General features: G+C 68.4%; 18 protein-coding genes. 1 reads left to right on the top strand and 17 read right to left on the bottom strand.

All coding sequences use genetic code 11. The features are described 5' to 3' along the window. Positions 1–30: 30 nt before the first annotated feature. From RIF23_RS13900 to RIF23_RS13830, 15 genes are all read right to left on the bottom strand, one after another. Positions 31–936: a sirohydrochlorin chelatase gene (locus RIF23_RS13900; protein ID WP_310912921.1), complete on the bottom strand. Its 906-nt coding sequence runs from the start codon at positions 934–936 to the stop codon at positions 31–33. 103 nt (positions 937–1,039) lie between these two features. After that, a complete protein-coding gene (locus RIF23_RS13895) occupies positions 1,040–1,648 on the bottom strand; it encodes a GTP-binding protein (RefSeq protein ID WP_407659462.1) in 609 nt (202 codons plus the stop codon). Then, on the bottom strand, positions 1,629–2,018 hold the full coding sequence (locus tag RIF23_RS13890; RefSeq protein ID WP_310912919.1) for a DUF742 domain-containing protein: 390 nt from the start codon (positions 2,016–2,018) through the stop codon (positions 1,629–1,631). Before RIF23_RS13890 ends, RIF23_RS13895 begins: the two co-directional genes overlap by 20 nt. Further along, positions 2,015–2,449, bottom strand: a complete 435-nt coding sequence (locus tag RIF23_RS13885) for a roadblock/LC7 domain-containing protein (protein WP_407659471.1) — start codon at positions 2,447–2,449, stop codon at positions 2,015–2,017. Before RIF23_RS13885 ends, RIF23_RS13890 begins: the two co-directional genes overlap by 4 nt. Further along, entirely contained in the window at positions 2,449–5,007 is a 2,559-nt protein-coding gene (locus RIF23_RS13880; protein WP_310912917.1) for a sensor histidine kinase, read from the bottom strand. Before RIF23_RS13880 ends, RIF23_RS13885 begins: the two co-directional genes overlap by 1 nt. Before the next feature lie 353 nt (positions 5,008–5,360). After that, positions 5,361–6,104, bottom strand: a complete 744-nt coding sequence (locus RIF23_RS13875) for a hypothetical protein (protein WP_310912916.1) — start codon at positions 6,102–6,104, stop codon at positions 5,361–5,363. Between the two features lie 118 nt (positions 6,105–6,222). Next, entirely contained in the window at positions 6,223–7,662 is a 1,440-nt protein-coding gene (gene argH, locus RIF23_RS13870) for an argininosuccinate lyase (RefSeq protein ID WP_310912915.1), read from the bottom strand. Positions 7,663–8,045: 383 nt separating this feature from the next. Next, positions 8,046–9,245 (bottom strand): argininosuccinate synthase, encoded by a 1,200-nt coding sequence (locus tag RIF23_RS13865; protein WP_310912914.1) that lies wholly within the window; start codon positions 9,243–9,245, stop codon positions 8,046–8,048. Between the two features lie 111 nt (positions 9,246–9,356). Continuing rightward, positions 9,357–9,917 (bottom strand): arginine repressor, encoded by a 561-nt coding sequence (locus RIF23_RS13860; protein ID WP_310912913.1) that lies wholly within the window; start codon positions 9,915–9,917, stop codon positions 9,357–9,359. Further along, complete coding sequence (gene argF, locus RIF23_RS13855; protein WP_310912912.1) at positions 9,914–10,873, bottom strand: ornithine carbamoyltransferase; 960 nt, start codon at positions 10,871–10,873, stop codon at positions 9,914–9,916. Before argF ends, RIF23_RS13860 begins: the two co-directional genes overlap by 4 nt. Further along, positions 10,866–12,083, bottom strand: a complete 1,218-nt coding sequence (locus tag RIF23_RS13850; RefSeq protein WP_310912911.1) for an acetylornithine transaminase — start codon at positions 12,081–12,083, stop codon at positions 10,866–10,868. The genes argF and RIF23_RS13850 overlap by 8 nt, the downstream gene beginning before the upstream one ends. Further along, positions 12,080–13,018: an acetylglutamate kinase gene (argB, locus tag RIF23_RS13845; protein ID WP_310912910.1), complete on the bottom strand. Its 939-nt coding sequence runs from the start codon at positions 13,016–13,018 to the stop codon at positions 12,080–12,082. The genes RIF23_RS13850 and argB overlap by 4 nt, the downstream gene beginning before the upstream one ends. Positions 13,019–13,028: 10 nt before the next feature. Next, positions 13,029–14,180, bottom strand: coding sequence for a bifunctional glutamate N-acetyltransferase/amino-acid acetyltransferase ArgJ (gene argJ / locus RIF23_RS13840; RefSeq protein WP_310912909.1), 1,152 nt, complete (start codon positions 14,178–14,180; stop codon positions 13,029–13,031). A gap of 48 nt (positions 14,181–14,228) precedes the next feature. Continuing rightward, positions 14,229–15,272, bottom strand: a complete 1,044-nt coding sequence (gene argC, locus RIF23_RS13835) for an N-acetyl-gamma-glutamyl-phosphate reductase (protein WP_310912908.1) — start codon at positions 15,270–15,272, stop codon at positions 14,229–14,231. Between the two features lie 229 nt (positions 15,273–15,501). Next, positions 15,502–16,728: an aminotransferase family protein gene (locus RIF23_RS13830; RefSeq protein WP_310912907.1), complete on the bottom strand. Its 1,227-nt coding sequence runs from the start codon at positions 16,726–16,728 to the stop codon at positions 15,502–15,504. A gap of 671 nt (positions 16,729–17,399) precedes the next feature. Here RIF23_RS13830 and RIF23_RS13825 point away from each other — a divergent pair. Continuing rightward, on the top strand, positions 17,400–17,903 hold the full coding sequence (locus RIF23_RS13825; protein ID WP_310912906.1) for a MarR family winged helix-turn-helix transcriptional regulator: 504 nt from the start codon (positions 17,400–17,402) through the stop codon (positions 17,901–17,903). Between the two features lie 115 nt (positions 17,904–18,018). Here the strand turns inward: RIF23_RS13825 and pheT are convergent, their stop codons facing one another. Together pheT and pheS are read right to left on the bottom strand one after the other, a co-directional pair. Beyond that, on the bottom strand, positions 18,019–20,535 hold the full coding sequence (gene pheT / locus RIF23_RS13820; protein WP_310912905.1) for a phenylalanine--tRNA ligase subunit beta: 2,517 nt from the start codon (positions 20,533–20,535) through the stop codon (positions 18,019–18,021). Next, positions 20,535–21,653 (bottom strand): phenylalanine--tRNA ligase subunit alpha, encoded by a 1,119-nt coding sequence (pheS, locus tag RIF23_RS13815; RefSeq protein ID WP_310912904.1) that lies wholly within the window; start codon positions 21,651–21,653, stop codon positions 20,535–20,537. The genes pheT and pheS overlap by 1 nt, the downstream gene beginning before the upstream one ends. Between the last annotated feature and the right edge of the window lie 78 nt (positions 21,654–21,731).

Raw genomic sequence — 21,731 nt, 5'->3', positions numbered from 1 at the left:
CAGACGGGGACGACCACAGGCGGTTAGCGGCTACTCGGTGCGGTGCCGCGAGCCCGCGGGAGCCGGAAGATCCTGCTCCGTTGGCTGGTTGTCCAGTCCGACCGCGTTGAGAACCTCGGCGTAACGCAACGCGACGATCTTGGCAAGGATGGTGCTGGCACCCAACGGGGCGCAGCGCTGCGCCCCGGCCCGCTGCACGGCCTGGTCCGCCAGTTCCAGCTCGTCTCGCGTTCCCAACAGGCAGGGCGCAAGAACCGGATGTTGCGCCCCGGCGTCGCGCAGCTGCGCAAAGGCATCGTCGACGCTGCTACCCGCGTCCAGAACCGCCGGCAGAACGGTCACGCCCAGACGTGCCGCGAGCAGCACCGCGCTCACCCCCGCGGCTGCGTCTGCGTCCGCGCCGCCCGTGGCCCCGACCACGACTCCATCCGTCATGCCGGAACCCGCCGCGACCACACTGATCAGTCGCATTCGGTCCGCACGAACGAAACCGCTCTCCGCGAGCCGCAGGTGGAGCAACTCGGCCAGCATCGGATGCGGCCCGAGCCCCTCGGTGACGCTCACGGCAACGCCGGACTCGGTGACCGCGGCGGCGATGGTCTCGTGCAACTGCTGGTCAGGAGCGGCCACCAGTGGCACCGCCACGGCGCGGAAGGGTTGTTCCCGCACCGCGTCCAGCTCACGGAACAGTGCGCTGAGGCCCTCGACACCGCGCGAGGCATAACCCAGCCGGACGGGAACCTCGGGACGGTAGGTACGCACCAGCTCCGCGAGTTCCGCACCGCAGTTGTCCTCTTCCTGGGGAGCTACGAGCACCAGGGTGGGGGTGCCGAGTGCGTCATCGAAGGACAGCGGATCACGGTGCCGTCCCGATCGTCGTCTGGGGAGCTCACGCGGAGGGAGCTTATCGGGGGAGGGTGTGGTGTCAGAAGTCACAGCAGAATGCTAACAATCAGTCGGTAAGGACGATCATGGGATTACATCGAGTGAGGTTAACGTACCCGCACTCGGACATCGATGTCGGCTCGGTTGGGCCGGATTAACCACCTACGGGGGTGCCGCGCCGTGACATTACGTGTTCGACGAGCGCCAGCAGGGCTTGTTTACTCGACTCCCGCTCGCGTACGTCAGCCAGCACCATGGGAACCTCCGGGCAGAGATTGAGGGCGTCCCGAACCTCGTCGACCGTATAGGCGCAGGTCCCGTCGAAACAGTTGACCGCCACGACGAACGGAATCTCCCTGCGCTCGAAATAGTCAACGGCGGGAAAGCAGGTCTGGAGCCGTCGCGTGTCGGCCAGCACCACGGCGCCGAGCGCACCGTGGGCCAGCTCGTCCCACATGAACCAGAACCGGCCCTGCCCGGGGGTCCCGAACAGGTACAACAGGACCCGTTCGTTGATGGTGATCCGCCCGAAGTCGAGTGCGACCGTGGTCGTGGACTTGCCTTCCACCCCATCCAGCTCGTCGACCCCCAGACTCGCCTCCGTCATCACTTCCTCGGTACTGAGGGGAGTGATCTCACTCACGGAACCGACCAGGGTGGTCTTACCCGCGCCGAATCCCCCGGCGATCAGAATCTTGATCGCCATGGGGATCGCTACGGTCTCGGTGTCTGTCCCTACGGGATCAGAGCCTACGGATACCATCCAGTACCGCCTGCAACACGTCGAGTTCGGGAAGATTGGCCAAATCTGGAGCGGGGACCGGTGCACGGCTCAGGAGCAGTCCACGTGCCACGAGGTCACCAACGAGCACGCGGGTCACGGTCAGCGGAAGATCGAGGTGGGCCGAGATCTCCGCCACGGTGAGGGGGGCCCTGAGCAAGCTGAGAATGGACAGGTGCTCTGGTTCCAGCCCGTGTGTGTCCGCGGGTTGCGCCGCCGGGACCACGACCGTGATCAGGTCGATGTCCGAAACCGCAGGCCGGGTACGCCCACCGGTCATGGCGTAGGGGCGCACCAGGGGTCCGGGACTGCGGGCGCGGCGCCCGAGGTTGCGTGCGTTCTCGGCCGTCATGACCCTGCGGTACCTGCGGTCGGCCGCGGGGACTCGGTCCGGGGCGCGCTGCTGAGGAACTGGCCGACCCGCTTGACCCGCATATTCATTTCGTAGGCAATCAGCCCCACGTCGGCGTCCTCAGTGGTGAGCACGGCCAGGCACGCCCCCTTGCCGGCGGCCGTCACGAACAGATAGGCCTGCTCCATCTCCACGACAGTCTGTCGTACCGCGCCACCCCCGAAGTGTCGACCGGTGCCGCGTGCCAGGCTCTGGAAAGCCGAGGCGACGGCAGAAAGGTGCTCGGCGTCGTCCGCGGACAGGGCTCGGGAGCGCCCCAGCAGCAGGCCGTCCGCCGAGAGGACAATCGCGTGCTCGGCGCCGACCACCCGATCCACCAGGTCGTCGAGCAGCCAGTTCAGATCACCCGTAGCGGTAGTCATCTCCACCATCATTCGCTCTCCTCGTCAGGGCCCGAGCCACGGTCACCAACGACTCCCCCCGTCCTGGTCTGAAGTGGCTCGTCAGCCGATCGGGCGCGCCGGGTCCCCACCTGGAGTGCACTCATCGACTGGCGCACCTCCTCGGGGGGCCGACGGCTCGGACCGATGTCGTCGTTGTGGTGCTCCGCACGCAGCTGCGGTGCCAGGTTTGCCTGCGGTGTTCGGCGTGGCAGCTGTGGTCGGCCAGGATCGTGCTCCGTGGCGACCTGCTGGGGGGCAGCGGTGGCCACGGACTCTGGATTGGATGCTCCGCGCGGATCGTCGTCCGCGCCCTGCCGCGGCCGACGACGCGGCAGCTGGGGGGCGCCTTCGCGTCCTCCTCCATTCGGTGTCGCCTCCTGTGCCGTACCCCCGCTCGGGGCCGGGTTCCGCCCGGTGGATCGCACTGTGGCACGGGAACCGACAACATCCGGGGAGGTTGTCGCGCTGGACTGGGCGTGTCGTCCCGGTTGTCCCAGGACGTCCGGGTCGGCGGACGCGGCACGCTCCCGCCCGTCGGGTCGGTGGTCTGGGTTGGGGGGTGTGGCCGGCTCTGCGGGCTGTCGCGAATGGTCGCTGGGTGCGGTGGCCCCTGCGGGGATCAGCACGATCGCGCGGGTTCCTCCGTACGGTGAGGGGCGGAGTTGGACGGTCACGCCGTGGCGGTGCGCGAGGCGGGCCACGACGAACAGGCCGAGGCGTGAATCCTCGGTGAGAGCCATCACGTCGAATTCCGGAGGCTCCTCCAGCGTGCGGTTGACCGCGGCCAGGTCCTCCTCGGTCATTCCCAGTCCACGGTCCTCGATCTCCACGGCCACGCCCTTGGGCACCGATTCCGCATGAACCTGGACGTGGGTGTGCGGTGGCGAGAACGAGGTCGCGTTCTCGATGAGCTCCGCGACCAGGTGAATCACGTCGGCCACGACCGCACCGCGCAGGGACAGGTCCGGGATGGGCCGTAGCCGAACCCGGGCGTACTCTTCGGTCTCGGATACGGCGCCCCGTAGGACGTCCACCAGCGGCACGGGGGAACGCCAACGACGCCCCGGCTGCCCGCCTCCCAGGATGATGAGGTTCTCCGCGTGCCGCCGTCCACGCGTAGCCAGGTGATCCAGCCGGAACAGTTCCTCGAGCAGATCCGGGTCTTCTTCCTGCCCTTCGATGCGGTCCAGCAGTTCGAGCTGTCGCTGCACCAGGGACTGGTTCCGGTGCGCGATCCCCAAGAAGACCCGGCTCGCGCCTGCGCGAATGTCGGACTGGCGCACGGCCGCGGCTACGGCGGTGCGTTGGGCGATGTTGAAGGCGGACGCGACCTGGCCAATCTCGTCGGAACCGTAGTCGAGGTGCTTCATCTCGTCGGACAGGTCCACGGACTCGCCGCGCTCCAGTCGGTCCACGATGCGCGGGAGGTCCTGTTTGGCCAGTGCGAGGCTGTCCTGACGCAGGCGCAGCAGCCGACGGATAATGCGGTGGGAGGAGCGTGAGGCGATACCGAAGGCGAGGGTGCCGGCAAAGAAGGCCAGGATCCCCCCGCCGACGGCGAGGGTCAGCAACTGGTTGCCGGCCGAGTCTGCGGCATCAATCACCTCGTGCCACTGTTCTTCGGCCAGTCCGGCCAAACCGCCAGAGACGCGGTCGGCCGCGGGGCGCCACTCGCCGGCCGTGACCGGGGCCGCCGCGGCGTCCTGGTCGCCGCTGTCCTCGTCGACCTCACCGAAGGCATCCAGCTGCACCACACGCTCGTGCTCGCTGATCTCGGCAGCGAGCTCCTGTAGCTGCGACCAGGCGTCGCTGTCGATGATCCCAGTGTAGGACCGATGGATGTCCTCGCCCATGTAGGCGGCGTTGGTGGTGACGTCCCCCTGTAGCTGCGCCATGAGGCCGGCGAAGTCGGCACGCTCCGCCGCGGTGAGCTCACCCGCACGCAACGCACCCGAGAGCACGGCATCGGCTCTGGACAGGGCCTCGTGTCCGCTGGTCAGCGCGGAACTGAGCGTTCCCTGGGCCACGCTGGGGCCATCGTCGAGGGTGCGTCCGGCACTGTCGAAGAGATGATGTCCCGCATCGATGACCGTTGTGTACTCATCGATGGCCGTGGAGCGGTCCAGACTCCGGTCGAGGACGCGCGAGCGCAACTCGTCGCGGGTCGCCAACTCCGACAGCAGAATCTCGGCTCGGTTCTCCACGGTGGCGTTGCCGCGCGAGCGCAGGGTCTCCACCCCCTCCTGCGCCCGCGCCACCCGGTCATCGGTTGCCTCGACGTGCTCGGCGTAGGTGGTACGGGACTCCTCGTCGGGCTGGCCGAGGAACTCCGCGGCCATACGCCGCTCCTTCTGCAAGGCCACGGTGGCCTCCCGAAGCTCCACGGCCTCGCGTCCGTCGTAGGCCGCGACCTTCAGCGACACCGCCTGGCCCAGTGCGACCGCGCTGAGGACAGCGAACAGCAGCAGGAACGTCACACTGGGAATCAGCACGATCCTGGTGAGCTGCGTCCTGATGCTGCGGTTCGACTCTCCCGGCTGCCCCATTTCGCTCCTCCCGAGGTGGGCGGACTCCGGGTTCACTCGGCTGTGCGCCTCCCCGTACCGGTATGGCGTCCCCACTGGCCGCTACGCCGGGACAGTGCCCGCACACGTGCGGTGTCCCGGGCGTTCAGCACCGGCCGGAGCACACGGGCCGATTGTGGTGGTTGTCCGGATGCCGGTCTCCCCAGCCGACATCGCACACCCTGGTCACGACCGCGACCAGCGCCCAGTGACACTGTGACCCAGTGCATGGCGCCCCACCGCCAGGACGTTATCTCATCGCCGTGCGAAACGTCGGCGGTTTCGCCAGATCAACCGGGACCAGGGGAGGATCGGATCCCGACGGGCGCGTCCGGTCAGTCCTGGGAGGTGTCCACGACCAGTTCCGGATGGTGGGTGACGACGTAGTCCACGGCCGCTTGGCAGTGGTCCCACACCAGGAACGGGTACCGAATGCGTTCCTGTGGAAGGTCAGGTCGCGCCGGTTGCTCGTCATGGTGGGCGGGACGCAGGCCCGTGGTGCGTTCAGCGAGGGCTGCCCGGCCTTCCTCGGTCAGATAGACCTCGAGTGTGTCGGGCGTGTGCCACAGTTGGCGGGATTCGCGGGCCGCACGGTCCCGGGTGACATCGGCGAAGGTTCCGGCGGCCCGGTGCCGCAGCCGCCGGCGCAGCGCCTGGCTCCCCGCGGAGCGGCGCCCCGCCACGGCTCGGATCCAGGTCCAGGGCAGCAGCTCGGCTCGTTCGTTCTGGATCTGCCACAGCCCTGCGGAATCCAGTGCGATCGCTCCGTCATGGTGCAGGCGCCTGCGGTACAGGGCCGGGATGAGTGCACCGGAGGCGACCAACATCGCTGCCAGTGTTCCGGTCGCGTACCACCACGCCCCCCCGGAGCCACGGGACCCGGCGGTCACGAGCGCTTCCACCCAGATCACCAGCAGCACGAACGTACCGAGCGCGATGGGCGCGACCAGGAACAGTCCGCGGCATCCAGTACGACTCGTGGTCTCGTTGGGATAGACGACAACTGCGTCGGGTTCTGGCCACGGGAAACGCCTGGATCGATGCAGCCACACCTGGAGGTCCTTCCGCTGCTCGGGCACCGCCTGACTCCAGAATCCGCTGTGGTCCGGGCAACGGCAATCGCAGCGAGATAACACCTACCGGCACGTCTTGATCACGGGCACTCCCACGCCACCCACAGTTCCGGGCAGCCTCCTGTCACCGCACGCAGAACTCCCGTTGCTGAGCCACCGTCTCGCGCAACCGCTCCAGTTGCTCGCGCACGCGCTGGGGTGCCGTTCCACCGACACCGGACCGGGAGGACACCGATCCGTGAACCGTCAGCACCTCGCGCACCTCGGGCGTGAGCTCGGTCGAGATGCGGGCCAGCTGGGCATCGGAGAGATCCACGAGGTCGATGCCCAGCCGTTCACACTCCTGAACGCAGGCCCCTGCAATCTCGTGTGCCTCACGGAAGGGAACACGGCGCCGCACCAGCCATTCGGCAAGATCCGTGGCCAGCGTGAAGCCCTGGGGTGCGAGCGCACCCATCCGTTCCCCGTGCACGGTGAGGGTGCCCACCATGCCGGTGACCGCGGGAAGCAGCAGGGTCAAGGTGTCCACCGCGTCGAAGGCGGGTTCCTTGTCTTCCTGAAGATCGCGGTTGTAGGCCAGTGGCAGGGCCTTGAGCGTGGTCAGGAGACCGGAGAGGTCTCCAACCAGCCGGCCGGCCTTGCCGCGGGCCAGCTCGGCGACATCGGGGTTCTTCTTCTGCGGCATGATCGAGGATCCGGTGGCGAAGGAGTCGTCGAGTGTCACAAAACCGAACTCCTGGGTCGACCACAGGATGAGCTCCTCGGCGAGTCGGGACACGTCCACCCCGACCATCGCCGTGACGAAGGTGAATTCCGCGACGACGTCCCGTGCGGCCGTACCGTCGATCGAATTCTCCACCACCCGGGAGAATCCCAGCTCCGCCGCGACGCGGCTGGGGTCGAGTCCAAGTGAGGATCCGGCCAGTGCGCCGGCGCCGTAGGCGGAGGCATCGGCGCGTTCGTCCCAGTCCCGCAGGCGCTGGACGTCACGCACGATCGGCCAGGCGTGCGCGAGGAGATGGTGTGCCAGCAGGACCGGCTGGGCGTGCTGGAGGTGGGTACGCCCCGGCATGGTGACATCGAAGTTCGTCTCAGCCTGGCCAGCCAGGGCCTCGACGAGATCCAGCAGCTCGGCCGCGATGACCCGGGCCTGATCCCGCAGGTACATGCGGACCAGGGTGGCGATCTGGTCGTTGCGGGATCGTCCCGCCCGGAGCCGTCCGCCCAGCTCCGGGCCGAGACGTTCGATGAGTCCGCGCTCCAGTGCGGTGTGCACGTCCTCATCCGACCGCACCGGGGTGAAGGCTCCAGCCGCGACGTCCTGCTCGAGCTGGTCCAGCCCTGCCAGCATCGCGTCACGTTCCTCGCTGGTGAGCAACCCCGCCGCATGCAGAACTCGAGCGTGGGCACGGGATCCCGCAATGTCCTGCCGGGCCAGCCGCCAGTCGAAGGCGGTGCTGTCGGAGAGCCGGGCCAGCGCCTCGGCCGGCCCCCCGCTGAACCGTCCTCCCCACAGCCGGGTGTCGGTGGGGGCTTGGGCCTGCTCGGAGTTGGTGTCTGCCACTGCGGTGCTTTCCTGTCCTCGCTGGTGCTGGTTGGATCCGGATTGTACGGAGTAGCTCTGGCGGGCGCGCCTGGGCTCGCCCGCCAGAGCTGGGCGCGTCGTCCGAACCCCGATGCGGGCATGGGGGCATAGGAGCGTAGGGGTATCCGCGTGCAGCGGCCCCATCGACGCCGAGACGCACGTCCGGGACGGTTCAGGACCTGGGCTGTAGCTGTGCGGCTGGGCATCACTGCGGGGCGCAGCCCCGAACCGACGCTCGCCACGCCGATGCGCCCGGACGGTCATCCCAGACAGCCACTCTAGGATGCCGCTGGCCGCGCGAGCCTGCGTGGCCCCGCCCACGGGGGCCATTCCTCGTCCCACCCACCGACAGCCACCACGGCCTAGTTCATTCGGGTGTCGCGCAGGCTCGCGATCTTGGCGGGCATACTCCACACGTCGATGAACCCCCGCGCCATGCTCTGGTCGTAGGTGTCGCCGGTGTCGTAGGTGGCCAGCTCGTAGTCGTACAACGATGCCGGGCTCCGGCGGCCCGTGGGCACCGCGCGGCCTCCGTGCAGCACCATGCGCACATCCCCGGTGACGTGTTCGTTGGCCTGGGTGACGAATCCGTCCAGGGCATTCTTCAACGGAGAGAACCACAGGCCGTCGTACACCAGCTCGCCCCAGCGCTGGTCGACTCCGCGCTTGAACCGCGCCAGGTCCCGCTCCACGGTCACATTCTCCAGTTCCTGGTGCGCGGCGATCAGAGCGATCGCTCCGGGGGCCTCGTAGACCTCACGACTCTTGATCCCGACGAGGCGGTCCTCGACCATATCGATCCGCCCGACGCCCTGGGCCCCGGCACGACGGTTCATCTCCTCGATGACCTGGAGGGGAGTGAGCTCCTTGCCGTCCACCGCCGTGGGCACGCCCGCGGTGAAGGTGACCACGACCTCGTCGGGTTGCCGCTGTTCGGCCGGGTCACTGGTATAGGCGTAGACGTCCTCGATGGGCCCGTTCCAGATGTCCTCCAGGAACCCGGTTTCCACCGCACGCCCGAACAGGTTCTGGTCGATCGAGTAGGGGGACTTCTTGGTGACGTCGATCGGAAGACCCCGCTCCTCGGCGAAGGCAATCGCCCGGTCCCGGGTCAGCCCGGAGTCCCGTACCGGCGCGAGGACACGCAGCTCGGGATACAGCGCCGCCAGCCCGGCTTCGAAACGAACCTGGTCATTTCCCTTGCCCGTACATCCGTGGGCCACCATGGTGGCGTTGTGGTAGCGCGCGGCCTCGGCGAGGTGCTTGACGATCAGGGGGCGGGACAGCGCGGATACGAGTGGATAGCGATCCATGTACAGCGCGTTCGCCTGGAGAGCGGGCACGCAGTACTCCTCGGCGAACTCGTCCCGGGCGTCGGCAACAACCGCTTCGACGGCGCCACAGTCCAGGGCGCGTTGCCGGATCACGTCGAGGTCCTCGCCGCCCTGACCGCAGTCGATTGCTACCGCCACGACCTCTGCGCCGGTCTCCTCGGCGATCCAGCCGATGGCCACGGAGGTGTCCAACCCCCCGGAATAGGCGAGTACGACCCGCTCGCTCATGGTGTCCCCCTGTTGGCTCGTGATTGTTGGGTGGATATGCGTGCCTCGGGCGGGTCGACCGCCGCTCGGCTGTGCCCGGTCCCGTCCCGGCCGGGGTGGCTAGGACGGGGATCAGGGTGTTCGGTTGGCCAGCCGCAGCAGTGCGGCGGCGAGCTCCGCGCCCCCGTCCGGGGCCCGCGCGATAACCAGGATGCTGTCGTCGCCCGCGATGGTCCCGAGGATGGCGGGAAAGTCGGTGTGGTCGATGGCGGAGGCGAGGAACTGGGCGGCTCCCGGCGGGGTCCGCACCACCACGAGATTGCCGGATGCCTCCGCGGAGACCAGAACCTCCTCGGCGAGTCGGCTGAGGCGTGCGGTGGCGGCCGCGGTCAGGTCCACCTCCCCGGTACGGGCACGTTGTAGCCGTTCCCCACCCTCACCTGGTACGGCGTAGACCAAGTCGCCGTCGACGGTGCGTAGTTTGACGGCTTCCAGCTCGTCGAGGTCTCGGGAGAGGGTGGCCTGGGTGACCTGCACTCCCGCGGCAGCCAGCATGTCGGCCAGCTCGCTCTGGGAGCGCACCTGGGTGCGTTCCAGAATCTCGGTGATGCGGGCGTGGCGTGCCGCCTTGGTGGTGGGACCGGCCGCCCCCGCGGATTCTGCGGGGCCGGCCGGGTGTTCGCCTGCGGTCACGGTGTGCTCCCCTGCCCCTCCGTGGCCCAGGTGGCCAGGAGGAAACGCAGCAGCCCCTTCTGGGCGTGCAGGCGGTTCTCCGCCTGATCCCATACGGCACTCTGCGGGCCGTCAATCACCTCGGCGGAGATCTCCTCCCCCCGGTGGGCCGGAAGACAGTGCAGCACGATCGCGGATGTGGCCGCCTCGGCCAACTTTCCGGAGTCCACTGCGTAGTCCAGGAACGGGGTGGCGCGATGTTCCGCCTCACTCTCCTGCCCCATCGAGGTCCACACATCCGTCGCGAGAACGTCGGCTCCGTGGGCGGCCTGCCAGGGGTCGGTGTGCACGGTCACCGAGCCGCCCGTGTCGGCCGCCACGGCCTCCGCGCGGGCGAGGATCGCCGGTTGTGGCTGATAGTCCGCCGGTGCGGCGATACGGACGTGCATCCCGGCCAGGGCACCGCCGAGGAGGTAGGAGTGCGCCATGTTGTTGGCGCCGTCGCCGAAGTAGGTGAGGGTGGTGCCGGCGAGCGTTCCCCGATGCTCGCGCACAGTCAGCAGGTCCGCGAGGATCTGGCAGGGGTGGTAACTGTCGGTGAGGGCGTTGATCACGGGCACGGAACTGGAGTCGGCCATCTCGGTCAGCCGCTCCTGGGCGAAGGTACGCCACACGATCGCCGACACCTGACGCTCCAGGACGCGCGCGGTGTCGCCGATGGGTTCGCCCCGACCGAGCTGGCTGGTCTGCGCATCGATGACCAGGGGCTGTCCTCCCAGATCAGACACCCCGACCGCGAAAGAGATTCGGGTGCGGGTGGAGGGCTTGTCGAACAGGAGAGCAACCGTCTGCGGACCGGCGAGGGGCCGGTGGGCGTACCGGTCCTTCTTGGACTCCAGCGCCAGGTCCAGGACCCGGGCCTGTTCGGCCGGGGTGAGGTCGTCGTCGGCGAGGAAATGGCGGACGTGCTCAGGCATCGGGACCTCCCGGGGATGGGTGACTGGCCTCGTTGAGGATGCCAGAGAATGCGGCGATGAATTCCTGAATCTCGGTGGTGGAGATGGTCAGTGGCGGCGCCAGGCGCAGCGTGTCGGCGGCGACGGCGTTCACCAGGAAGCCGTGCCGTGCGGCGGTCACCTGTACATCGGAGGCGGCGAGTTGTGCCAGCTCAACACCGAGCCAAAGCCCCCGTCCACGGACGCTGGCAATGCGGGGATGCTCCAGTTCCCGCAGCCCACGGGCCAGCTCGCCGCCCCGCTCGGAGGCGTTGGTGAGCAGGTCCTGATCCTCGATAGTGTCCAGAACGGCCAGGGCTGCGGCACACGCCACGGGGTTCCCGCCGAAGGTTGAGCCGTGGTCGCCCTTGGCCAGGGCGGTGGCGGCGTCGCCCAGTCCGACACAGGCCCCGATGGGCAGCCCACCGCCCAGGCCCTTGGCGAGGGTGAGCACATCCGGTGTGGGGCCGGCGTCCTGGTACGCAAACCACGTCCCCGTCCGCCCGATCCCGGACTGCACCTCGTCCAGGACGAACAGGGCTCCGGTCTGCGTGCACACCTGGCGGACGGTGTGGAGGTAGTTTTCCGGCGGCGGCACGACCCCGGCCTCCCCCTGAACGGGCTCGACCACGACGGCGGCGCAGGTCTCGTCCACGGCAGCGCGGAGCGCGGCGGTGTCGCCGTAGTCCACGAACCGCACATCGACGCCGAAGGGCCCGAAGGGGTCGCGGATCGCGGCTTTGCCCGTGATCGCCAGCGCCCCCGTGCTGCGGCCGTGGAAACCACCCGTGGTCGCCACGACGGTGCTCCGCTCCGGTCCGGCCGCGCGTCGGACCAGTTTGAGTGCGGCCTCCATGGCTTCGGTGCCCGAGTTGGTGAGGAAGACGCGGGCGTTGCCGTCCGGTGCCACCAGCCGTACCAGTCGTTCCGCCAGCTGCACCCCGGGCTCGTGGATGTACAGGTTGGAGGTGTGGGCGAGGTGTGCTGCCTGGTCGGCGACGGCCCGGACCAGGGCCGGGTGTCCGTGTCCCAGCGCCGACACGGCAATCCCCGCGACCAGATCCAGGTACTCGTTCCCGTCCACGTCGCGCACCCGGCACCCACGGCCCTGGGCCAGCGCGATGTCCGGCGTGCCGTAGGTGGGCATCATGGCCCGGGCGAATCGCTCCCGCAGCTGCTCGGTGGCGCTCACAGCAGACCCTCCTCAGCAAGCTCGGCAAGCCCCGCGGGCTGGTGCAACTCCGTGGGCTCGGTCACCTCGTCGACCACCATCGTGCCGATGCCCTCGTTGGTGAAGACCTCCAGCAGCATGGCGTTGGGTTCACGCCCGTCCACGATGTGCGCCTGTGGGACCCCACCACGCACGGCGCGCAAACAGGCCTCCATCTTCGGCGCCATCCCGGAGGAGAGGCTCGGGAGGAGCCGTTCGAGTTCGCTGGCGGTGAGTCGACTGATGAGCTCGGTGTTGTCGGGGAAGTCGGCGTAGAGTCCGGGAACGTCGGTCAACATGATCAGTTTGCTGGCGTCGAGTCCAGCGGCGAGTGCTGCGGCGGCGGTGTCCGCGTTGACGTTGTACACCCCGTCCTCGGCGCGGGCGATGCTGGAGATGACCGGGATCCGTCCATCGTCGAGGAGGGTCCGGACCACTCCCACCTGGACATCGACCACCTCACCCACACGGCCGATGTCGACGGGAGCGCCGTCGACCATGGCCGGCTTGCGTTCGGCGGTGAACAGGCGGGCGTCCTCCCCGGAGATTCCCACGGCGAGGGGACCGTGGTCGTTGATGAGTCCGACGATGTCGCGATTGACCTGTCCGGCCAAAACCATGCGCACGACCTGCATGGTCTCGGGTGTGGTGACGCGTAGGCCAGCGGCGAACTCGCTGGCGACACCCAACCGGTCGAGGTGATCGTTGATCTGGGGGCCGCCGCCGTGAACGACCACCGGACGCAGTCCCGCATACCGGAGGAACAGAATGTTCTCGGCGAATCCGGCGCGGAGGGTGTCGTCGACCATCGCGTTGCCGCCGTACTTGACGACGACGGTCTTGCCGTGGAAACGGCGGAGCCAGGGCAGCGCCTCGATCAGGGTGCTCGCCTTGGACGCGGCGTCAGCGGAGGTCATCGTGGGCCTCTCAGGTGCTGTAGGCGGAGTTCTCGTGGACGTACTCGGGGGTGAGGTCCGTCGTCCAGACGGTGGCGCTATGGGTACCCGCGGCGAGGTCGATGGTGACGGTCACCTCGGCCGGGCTCAGGTCGACCTTGGCGCGCGGCTCCCCCGCCGCACCCTGGCGGCAGACCCACACCCCGTTGATTGCGATGTTGACGGCATCGGGGTCGAAGGTCGCGCGGGTGGTCCCGACGGCGGCCAGGGCTCGGCCCCAGTTGGGGTCCGCGCCATAGACGGCGCACTTGAACAACGCACTGCGGGCCACGCTGCGCGCGACTTCGCGTGCGTCGGCGGTGCTGATTGCACCTGTGACGTCGATGGTGATGTGTTTCGTGGCCCCCTCGGCATCGCGCACCATCTGGTGGGCCAGCTCGGTACAGACCTCGGTGAGCAGCGCACCGAACTCCTCCTCATCCGGGGTGTGTCCACTAGCACCGCTGGCCAGGAGCATCACGGTGTCGTTGGTGGACTCGCATCCGTCCGAGTCGACCTGGTCGAAGGAGACGGCCGTCGCCTGGCGCAGCAGCCGGTCCAGCTGCTGGGAGGTGAGCTCGGCGTCGGTGGTGATCACCGCCAGCATGGTTGCCAGGGACGGGGCGAGCATGCCTGCGCCCTTGGCCATCCCGCCGACGGTGTACCCGGGGCCGCGTCGGAAGGCGATCTTGGCGACGGTGTCGGTGGTCCGGATTGCGTCGGCGGCGGGAAGACCCCCGTCCCGGCCCGCCACGGCGACCGCGTCCTCCACCCCGGTGAGCAGGGCCGTGGTGGGCAGCCGCTGACCGATCAGGCCCGTGGAGCACACCGCGACCTCGGCGGCGGAATCGTCCAAGGCTGCCGCGGCGCGCTCGGCGGTGGCGTGGGTGTCCCCGAAACCGTCCGGACCGGTGCAGGCGTTGGCGTTGCCTGAGTTCAGGACCACAGCACGCACCCGGCCGCCGCGGGTGACCTGGCGGGTCCACAGCACGGGGGCAGCCTGCACGCGGTTGCTGGTGAACACGGCGGCAGCGGCACGGGATGGGCCGTCGTTGATGACGACGGCGACGTCACGGGACCCGGCGTCCTTGATTCCCGCCGCGACACCGGCGGCGCGAAATCCCTGCGCGGCTGTAACACTCACCTGTACGTGTGCCCTTCCGTGTGGGGTGGACGACGGCGCGGTCAGACCTCAGGGGGCGACCGCGGCCATGGGAAGCCCCGTGGTTTCGGGATGTCCCAGTGCGATGTTGACGCTCTGGAGCGCTGCCCCAGCGGTGCCCTTGGTGAGGTTGTCCAGGCTCGCCAGGGCCACCAGCCGGTTGGCCTGGGCATCGACGGCGATCTGGACCGCGGCGGTGTTGGCGGCCAGGGTCATCGCCGTGCTGGGCCACACGCCCGGCTCCAGAAGGGTGACGAACGGTTCGTCCGCGTAGGCGGACTCGTACACCGAGCGCAGGTGGGTCTCGGTGGTGTCGGGGGCCAGGGGTGCGCTACACGTGGCGAGGATCCCCCGGGGCATGGGTGCGAGCACGGGCGTGAACGAGACGGCCACGGGATCTGCCGTGGGCGTCACCCCGGAGAGGTTCTGGACGATCTCGGGGGTGTGCCGATGGGTGCCGCCCACCCCGTAGGCGGTGGCGGCTCCCATCACCTCGGCACCGTGCAGATGTGGTTTGGGAGCCTTGCCGGCACCGGAGGTCCCGGTCACGGAGACAACAGTGACATCGGGGGCGACCAGTTCCGCGGCCAGCGCGGGAAACAGGGCGAGCGTCGCGGCGGTGACGTGGCATCCGGGAACGGCGATCCGCGCCGTCTGGGTCAGCTGGTTCCGAGCGCCGGGAAGTTCCGGAAGTCCGTAGGGCCAGGTACCGGCGTGCGGGGTTCCGTAGTAGCGCTGCCACTGCTCGGTGTCGCCGAGCCGAAAGTCCGCCCCGCAGTCAACGATCAACGGGGCCTCCCCCCGCTGGTCGAGTTCCGTGGCGATCGCTGCGGACTGGCCGTGCGGGAGTGCCAGGATCACGACATCGTGGCCGGCGAGGTTGGTCACAGTGGTTTCGCGCAGGGGGATCTCCGCGAGCTGAGGCAGGTGGGGATGGTGGAGGCCGAGCTGGTCCCCGGCGCTGTCCCCAGCCGTGAGCGTGCCGATATCGAGTTCGGGGTGGGCCAGGAGCAGTCGGAGCACCTCACCACCCACATAGCCGCTCGCTCCGGCCAGGGCTACGGTCCGTCCCATTCTGGCACTCCTGAGGCTGCACACCGTGACTGTCACAATCCACCATGCCCCATCTCGAAAATATATGCAACCTAATGCATACACAATCAACCGGGGTGGTGGTGACAGCACCCAGCCTCGAGCCCAACTCCCCGACAGCCGAGCTAACGCAGGAGTGTTCGGGCCCGAGGCGGCGTGTGGCCCTGGCGTGGCTGTGCCCTGGACGGATGCCGCCGTCCAGGCACGGGAGTTATCCCGCCCGCTCGGACACCGCGTCCAGACTCGACCGCAGTGTCGCCACGAGATGTTCGATCTGCTCGGTGGTGATGATCAACGGCGGGGACATCACGACGGCTCCCGGAATGGCCCGCAGGATCACACCCCGACGTCGGGCCTCACGGAACACCGCCGGTGCGGAGATCCCGGCCTCTTCAGCCTCCGTGGTGAGTTGCACCGCGCCCATGACACCGGTTCCGCTCCGCACCTCGGCCACGGCAGGGTGGGACTCCAACCCACGCAGGGCGCGGTCCAGGTCCCGCTCGACGTACAGGCTCACCTCGAGCAGATTCTCCCGCTCCAGGATGTCCATATTGGCTAGGGCCGCCGCACAGCACGTCGGGTGCCCGGCATAGGTAGTGCCGTGCAGCAGGGTGTTGCCCGGCTGGTCCCAGAAGGGGGCAGCGACCTCACCACTGACCACGACCCCGCCGAGGGGCAGGTATCCGCTGGACACCCCCTTGGCGAAAACGATCATGTCCGGACGCACCCCGAACCGTTCAATTCCGAACCAGTTGCCGAGGCGACCGAATCCGCAGATGACGCTGTCGGAGATGAAGAGGATGCCGTGACGCCGGCACAGCTCGGCCACCCGCTCGAAATAGCCGTCCGGCGGGGCGTACACCCCACCCGCCCCGATCACCGGCTCGGCGAAGAACGCCGCCACGTTCTCCGGACCGATGCGGTGGATCTCCGCTTCCAGCTCGGCCACCGAGTCGTGGGCCACCACCGAGGTGGCCTCGACCATCGGTCCGTACCCGGAACGGAAGCGCTCCATTCCGATCACACCGGTGCCGATCCCGTGTAGTCCGTGATAGCCGCCGGTCCTGCTGATCAGGTGAACGCGCTCGGGGTGGCCGCGACTCGCCCAGTACTTGCGCGCGAGTTTGGCCGCGGTCTCGATGGACTCACCGCCACCACAGGTGAGCATGACCCGCGGATCGTCCACTGGGGCCCGATCCGCCAGCCGCTCGCTGAGCTCGAGGGCGGGCCTGTTCGCGAAGTCGCCGTAGACGGTGTAGGCCTCCAGACGCAGAAGCTGGCTGTGGATCGCGTCGGCGATCTCCCTGCGCCCGTGCCCGACATTGCAGTACCAGAGGCTGGCGGTGCCGTCGAGATAGCGGTCCCCCTGGTCGTCCCACAGCCACACCCCACTGGCCTCGGTGACGACGAATTTTGGTCCAGCCTGGACCGCATTCATATCTGAAAAAGTATGCCACATGCGACCGGAGTACCGGTCGTCATTCAACGAGGGTGTGGGTGATACGGCAGGCTGAGCCACAGCGACCTCCGGACAATTAATCCCAGGATATACCAGGTAAACGTAACCTCCACCAAGACACATTCTTCGTGTCCTGCTCCGCGTATGCGTGCCTGTAGCGTACTTCCTTCGCGGCTCCCCCGACAAGTCATACACATAAGCAGAGATGGGAGGACCCGACGAAGGGTCTTCCGTCTACGAACCACTCTCCAACAACCTCGACTGACCTGCTGTTACCCGCATCATCCGACCAAGAAAAAGCCCAAACACACAGGGTTATCCAAGTTAAAGGTAGGACCTCTGTCGGTGGTGGGTGTTCGGCCGCCCGTATCTACGCAACAACCCGGAGCAAACCAAAAACCCACCCCGGAAATCCGGACTTAACAAGCGAGACAACGAAACACAAACACGACCCCACGAACACGCCGAGCGGGAACCAAATTGTTCCGGAGTTACTGCTGCGGGACACAAACGCTCTGCCCGCTTCCGAGACCGGTGTACTCCCTGCCGAAGAAGGCGCCACCCTCGGCTCCACGGCGCGGACTATCCTGGGGTCGCGAGCGACGCTGCATACGGAACGGAGGAGGGCTGTGTCGGGTGGGGTGGATGACGTGGGGAATACCGACGGCGATGGCACCGACACCGCCGCTGTGTCCGTCTCGGACGACGAGCTCATCACCTGCTGGGGCCTGGTACACGAGGCGGTCACCGCGACCGACCCGCTGCTCCTGCACGGGGTGGGCCCGAGTACCCAGCGCCTGCCCGCCGCGGAGTTCGAGGTACTGCTGCGACTACTCCGTTCCCCCGAGTGCCGGCTTCCCATGGGCGAGCTGGCCCGCGAGGTATCCCTGACCTCTGGGGGCCTCACCAAAGTGGTGGACCGTCTCCGCCGCCTGGGGTATCTGGAGCGCACCCCCTGTCCGGAGGATCGACGTATCTCCTATGCCGTCCTGACCCGGACCGGACGCGAGGTCGCTCAGCACGCCCACGACCGGCATGCGACGTTGCTGCGGAGGCACGTATTGGACGTGCTCGGCCCCCGGGGCGTCCGCGACCTGTCGAGCCTGGCCCGGCGCCTACGCGACGCTGCACGCTGCACGCCCAACCAGCCCTGAGGGGCCGTCGGTACGGCCCCCACATACGTGCGGGGGCGACCGCGTTCGCGATCGCCCCCGCCAGATTCGCGCCAGTTCCTCGGTCCGGCCAGCGATCCGGCTGGTACGAACCTCGTTAGCTACGCAGGGTCGCGCCGAACCGCTCCGCCGCCACCGCCACGGCACCGTCTCGGGCGGCTGTGATCTCCTCGCTGGTCAACGTCCGGTCCGGTGCGCGGAACCGCAGCGTGTAGGCCACCGACTTGGATCCGGCGCCGACCTGCTCACCCGTGTAGACATCGAACAGGCGCAGCTCCTCCAGAAGTTCGCCGGCCCCCTCGATCAGCGCGTTCTCCACCTCGGCGACCGGAATCTCCGCGCTCACCACGAGCGCCACGTCCTGGGTCGCCACCGGGAACGTGGAAATCTGTGGCGCCGAGACGACCCCCTGGGCCAACTCGATGCCGTCGAGATCCAGTTCGAGGGCCACGGTCCGCTCCGGTAGCCCGTAGGCCTGCACGACACGGGGGTGCAACTCTCCGGCGTGGCCCACGAGCGACTCCGTGCCGTCGGCGAGAGTCACATACACAGCCGCGCAGCGCCCCGGATGCCAGGGCAGAGACTCTGCCGCGCGTACGACCGGCTCGGCGTTGGCGGTACGCACGACCACACGTGCGATCTCGATCGCATCGGCCCAGATCGCGGACCGCCCCGGTCCCCACCAGCCGGAGGGTTCCCGGTCCCCCGCGAGAGCGGCCCCCACATGACGGGGCTGTGCGGGAAGCGCGGCCTCGATCTCGGCCAGCTCCACCTCGGTGGGCTTGCGGTCAACCGGCAGGATCGGGGCCGGTGGGGCACCGTCGTTGGGCAGGTATACCGAACCCACCTCGAACAGGGCCGGTGCGGTGTTGCCACGGCCCACGTTTCGTGCCAGCGTCCGCAGCAGCCCCGGAAGCAGGGTGGTGCGTAGCAGGGGCTCATCCTCGTTCAGCGGATTGGCCAAGCGCAGTGTGCCACGCCGGGGGTCGTCCTCAGCCAGCTGGAGCGCATCCAGCTCCCGCTCACCCAGGAAGGGATAGCTCAAAACCTCGACCAGCCCATCCCCGGCCAGGGCACGGGCTACCGAACGGCGGAGCCGCTGCGCCGGAGTCAGTCCACGGCCGGCCGGTGCCCGCGGGGGAATCGAGGGGAGATTCTCGTAGCCCTCGTGCCGGATGACCTCCTCGGCCAGGTCATTGGGATCACTGAGATCACCCCGCCACGTGGGCGGGGTGACCCGGAGCTGTGCACCGTCTTCCAGGACCGTGCAGCCAATCTGGCGCAGCCGCTGGGCGGCCCGGCCTCGGGGGTACTCGACTCCGGCGACCCGGGAGGCGTACTGCTCGGCGAGTGTGATCTCCGCAGGGGGTGCCAGCTCCGCAGAGGGCACGGCTTCAGCATGCGTGAGTCCGTGGACACGCCCGCCCCCCAGGCTCACCAGCAGTTCGCTGGCGCGCGACGAGGCGACCAGGGGAAGCTCACGATCCACCCCGCGCTCGAACCGGCGGGCCGCCTCCGAGCTGAGCTTGTGTCGCCGCGCGGTCCGGGCCACCCCCGTCGCCGAGAAGTGGGCGGCTTCCAACACCAGCTCGGTCGAGGACTCGTCGATCTCGCTGTACAGACCTCCCATGGTGCCGGCGAGACCAACCGGCCCGGACTCGTCGGCGATCACGAGGTCGTCCGGGTCGAGCTCCCGTTCGACGTGGTCCAGCGTGGTGAGCTGCTCGCCGGACTTGGCCCGTCGCACCGTGATCGCGCCACTGAGCTTGTCCCGGTCGAAGGCGTGCAGTGGCTGTCCCAGTTCCCACATCACGTAGTTGGTGACATCCACGGCCAGCGAAACCGAGCGCATCCCCGCCATCGACAACCGGTGCCGCAGCCACAGTGGAGAGGGGGTTCCCGGGTCAAAACCGGAGATGCCGCGAAGCACGAAGCGGTCACAGGCACTCGGGTCCTGGATCGTGGCCGGGTGGCCGGGGGCCGAGTCCGGCTTGGTCTCCACCTCCGCCGGGTCCCGGAACGCCACGTCGTACTGCACCGCGGCTTCACGTGCGATGCCCCGCATGGACAGGGCATAGCCACGGTCCGGTGTCACCGCGATGTCCAGGATGTCATCCCGCAGCCCCAGCAGCGGCGCGACCTCGGTTCCGGGCTCGGGAACCGGGTCCAGCAGGCCGTTGAGCACGAGGATCCCCGTGTGATCCTCCCACAGCCCGAGTTCACTCGCCGAGCAGATCATGCCTGCCGAGGTACGGCCGTAGGTCGTACGTGCATCCACGGTGAACCCACCGGGCAGGGTTGCCCCGGGCAGAACCACCGCCACCCGGTCGCCCTCGGTGAAGTTGACCGCGCCACAGACGATCTCCTGGGGCTCACCGGTGCCGTTGGCCCGCCCAACGTCGACCGTGCAGAAACGGATCGGCTTCTTGAACCCGGTCAGCTCCTCAACAGTGCGGACCTCCCCCACGACCAGGGGTCCAGACAGGTCCCGCCCCAGTTCCTCGACGGTCTCGACCTCAAGCCCCGCCGCGATCAGCGTTGTCGCCAGGTCCCGTCCGGTCACCTCCGTGGGCAGGTCCACATACTCGCGCAACCAGGAAAGGGGGACGCGCATCAGATCTCCATCCCGAATGCCTGGGTGAACCGGACGTCACCCTCGACTATGTCGTGCATGTCCTCGACACCGTGGGCGAACATGAGCGTGCGCTCCACGCCCAGGCCGAACGCCCAACCGCTGTAGCGGTCGGTGTCCACACCGCAGGCCACCAGGACCCGCGGGTTGACGACGCCACAGCCACCGATCTCGATCCACCCCTCCGAGGAGCAGGTCCGACACGCCGCCGTCGGGTCACCCACGGAGGCTCCGCGACACACGAAGCATTGCATGTCGACCTCGGCGGAGGGTTCGGTGAACGGGAAGTACGACGGCCGGAAGCGGGTCCGCAGGTCCGCGCCGAACATCTCGGTGACGAAGGCGTCAATCGCCCCCCGCAGATGGGCCATCGTGATCCCCTCGTCCACCACGAGCCCCTCGACCTGGTGGAACACGGGGGTGTGGGTTGCGTCCAACTCGTCCGAGCGAAAGGTCTTTCCTGGCACGACCACGTACACCGGGAGCTCTCGCTGGAGCAGGGACCGGATCTGCCCGGGCGAGGTGTGGGTACGCAGCACCATGCCGGATGCCTGCTCTGACCCGCCGGCGATATAGAAACTGTCCTGCATGGTCCGGGAGGGATGGTCGGGCCGGATGTTCAACGCGTCGAAGTTGTACCACTCCGCCTCGACCTCGGGGCCCTCCGCGACCTCGAATCCCATCGCAACGAACACGTCGGTAATGCGTTCGGTGATCGTGGTGATCGGATGCCGTGCTCCCTGCGGACGGCGCCCCCAGGGCAGGGTCACATCCACGGACTCCTCGACCAACACGCGGGCGTCGCGCTCGGCCTCCAGCTCCTCCTGTCGCTGCTGGAGTGCCTCGGCCACCTCCGTGCGCGCCGCGCCGACCCGCTTTCCGGCATCGGCTCGGGCGGACGGAGGTAGGGCTCCGATCTCCCGGTTGGCCAGGGCGAGTGGGGAGCGATCTCCGGTGTGGGCGAGACGTACCTCCTTCAACTGGGCCAGGTTGCGTGCGTTGGCGATCGCCTCCAAGGCGTGGTCGCGCATTCGCGCAACCTCCTCCGGGCGGAGGGCCGCCACCTCCACGGGGTCGTAAGAGTTGTTCGGTGCAGACATGTCACTCGCATCGCCGCACGGGGCGGCCGTCTAGGCCCGCCACCAGGTGACGGGCGTGCTTCACCACTGCTGTGCCAT

It is taken from the genome of Lipingzhangella rawalii, assembly GCF_031628175.1.
Lineage (GTDB): Bacteria > Actinomycetota > Actinomycetes > Streptosporangiales > Streptosporangiaceae > Lipingzhangella_A > Lipingzhangella_A rawalii.
This window is presented reverse-complemented; position numbering and strand designations above follow the sequence as displayed.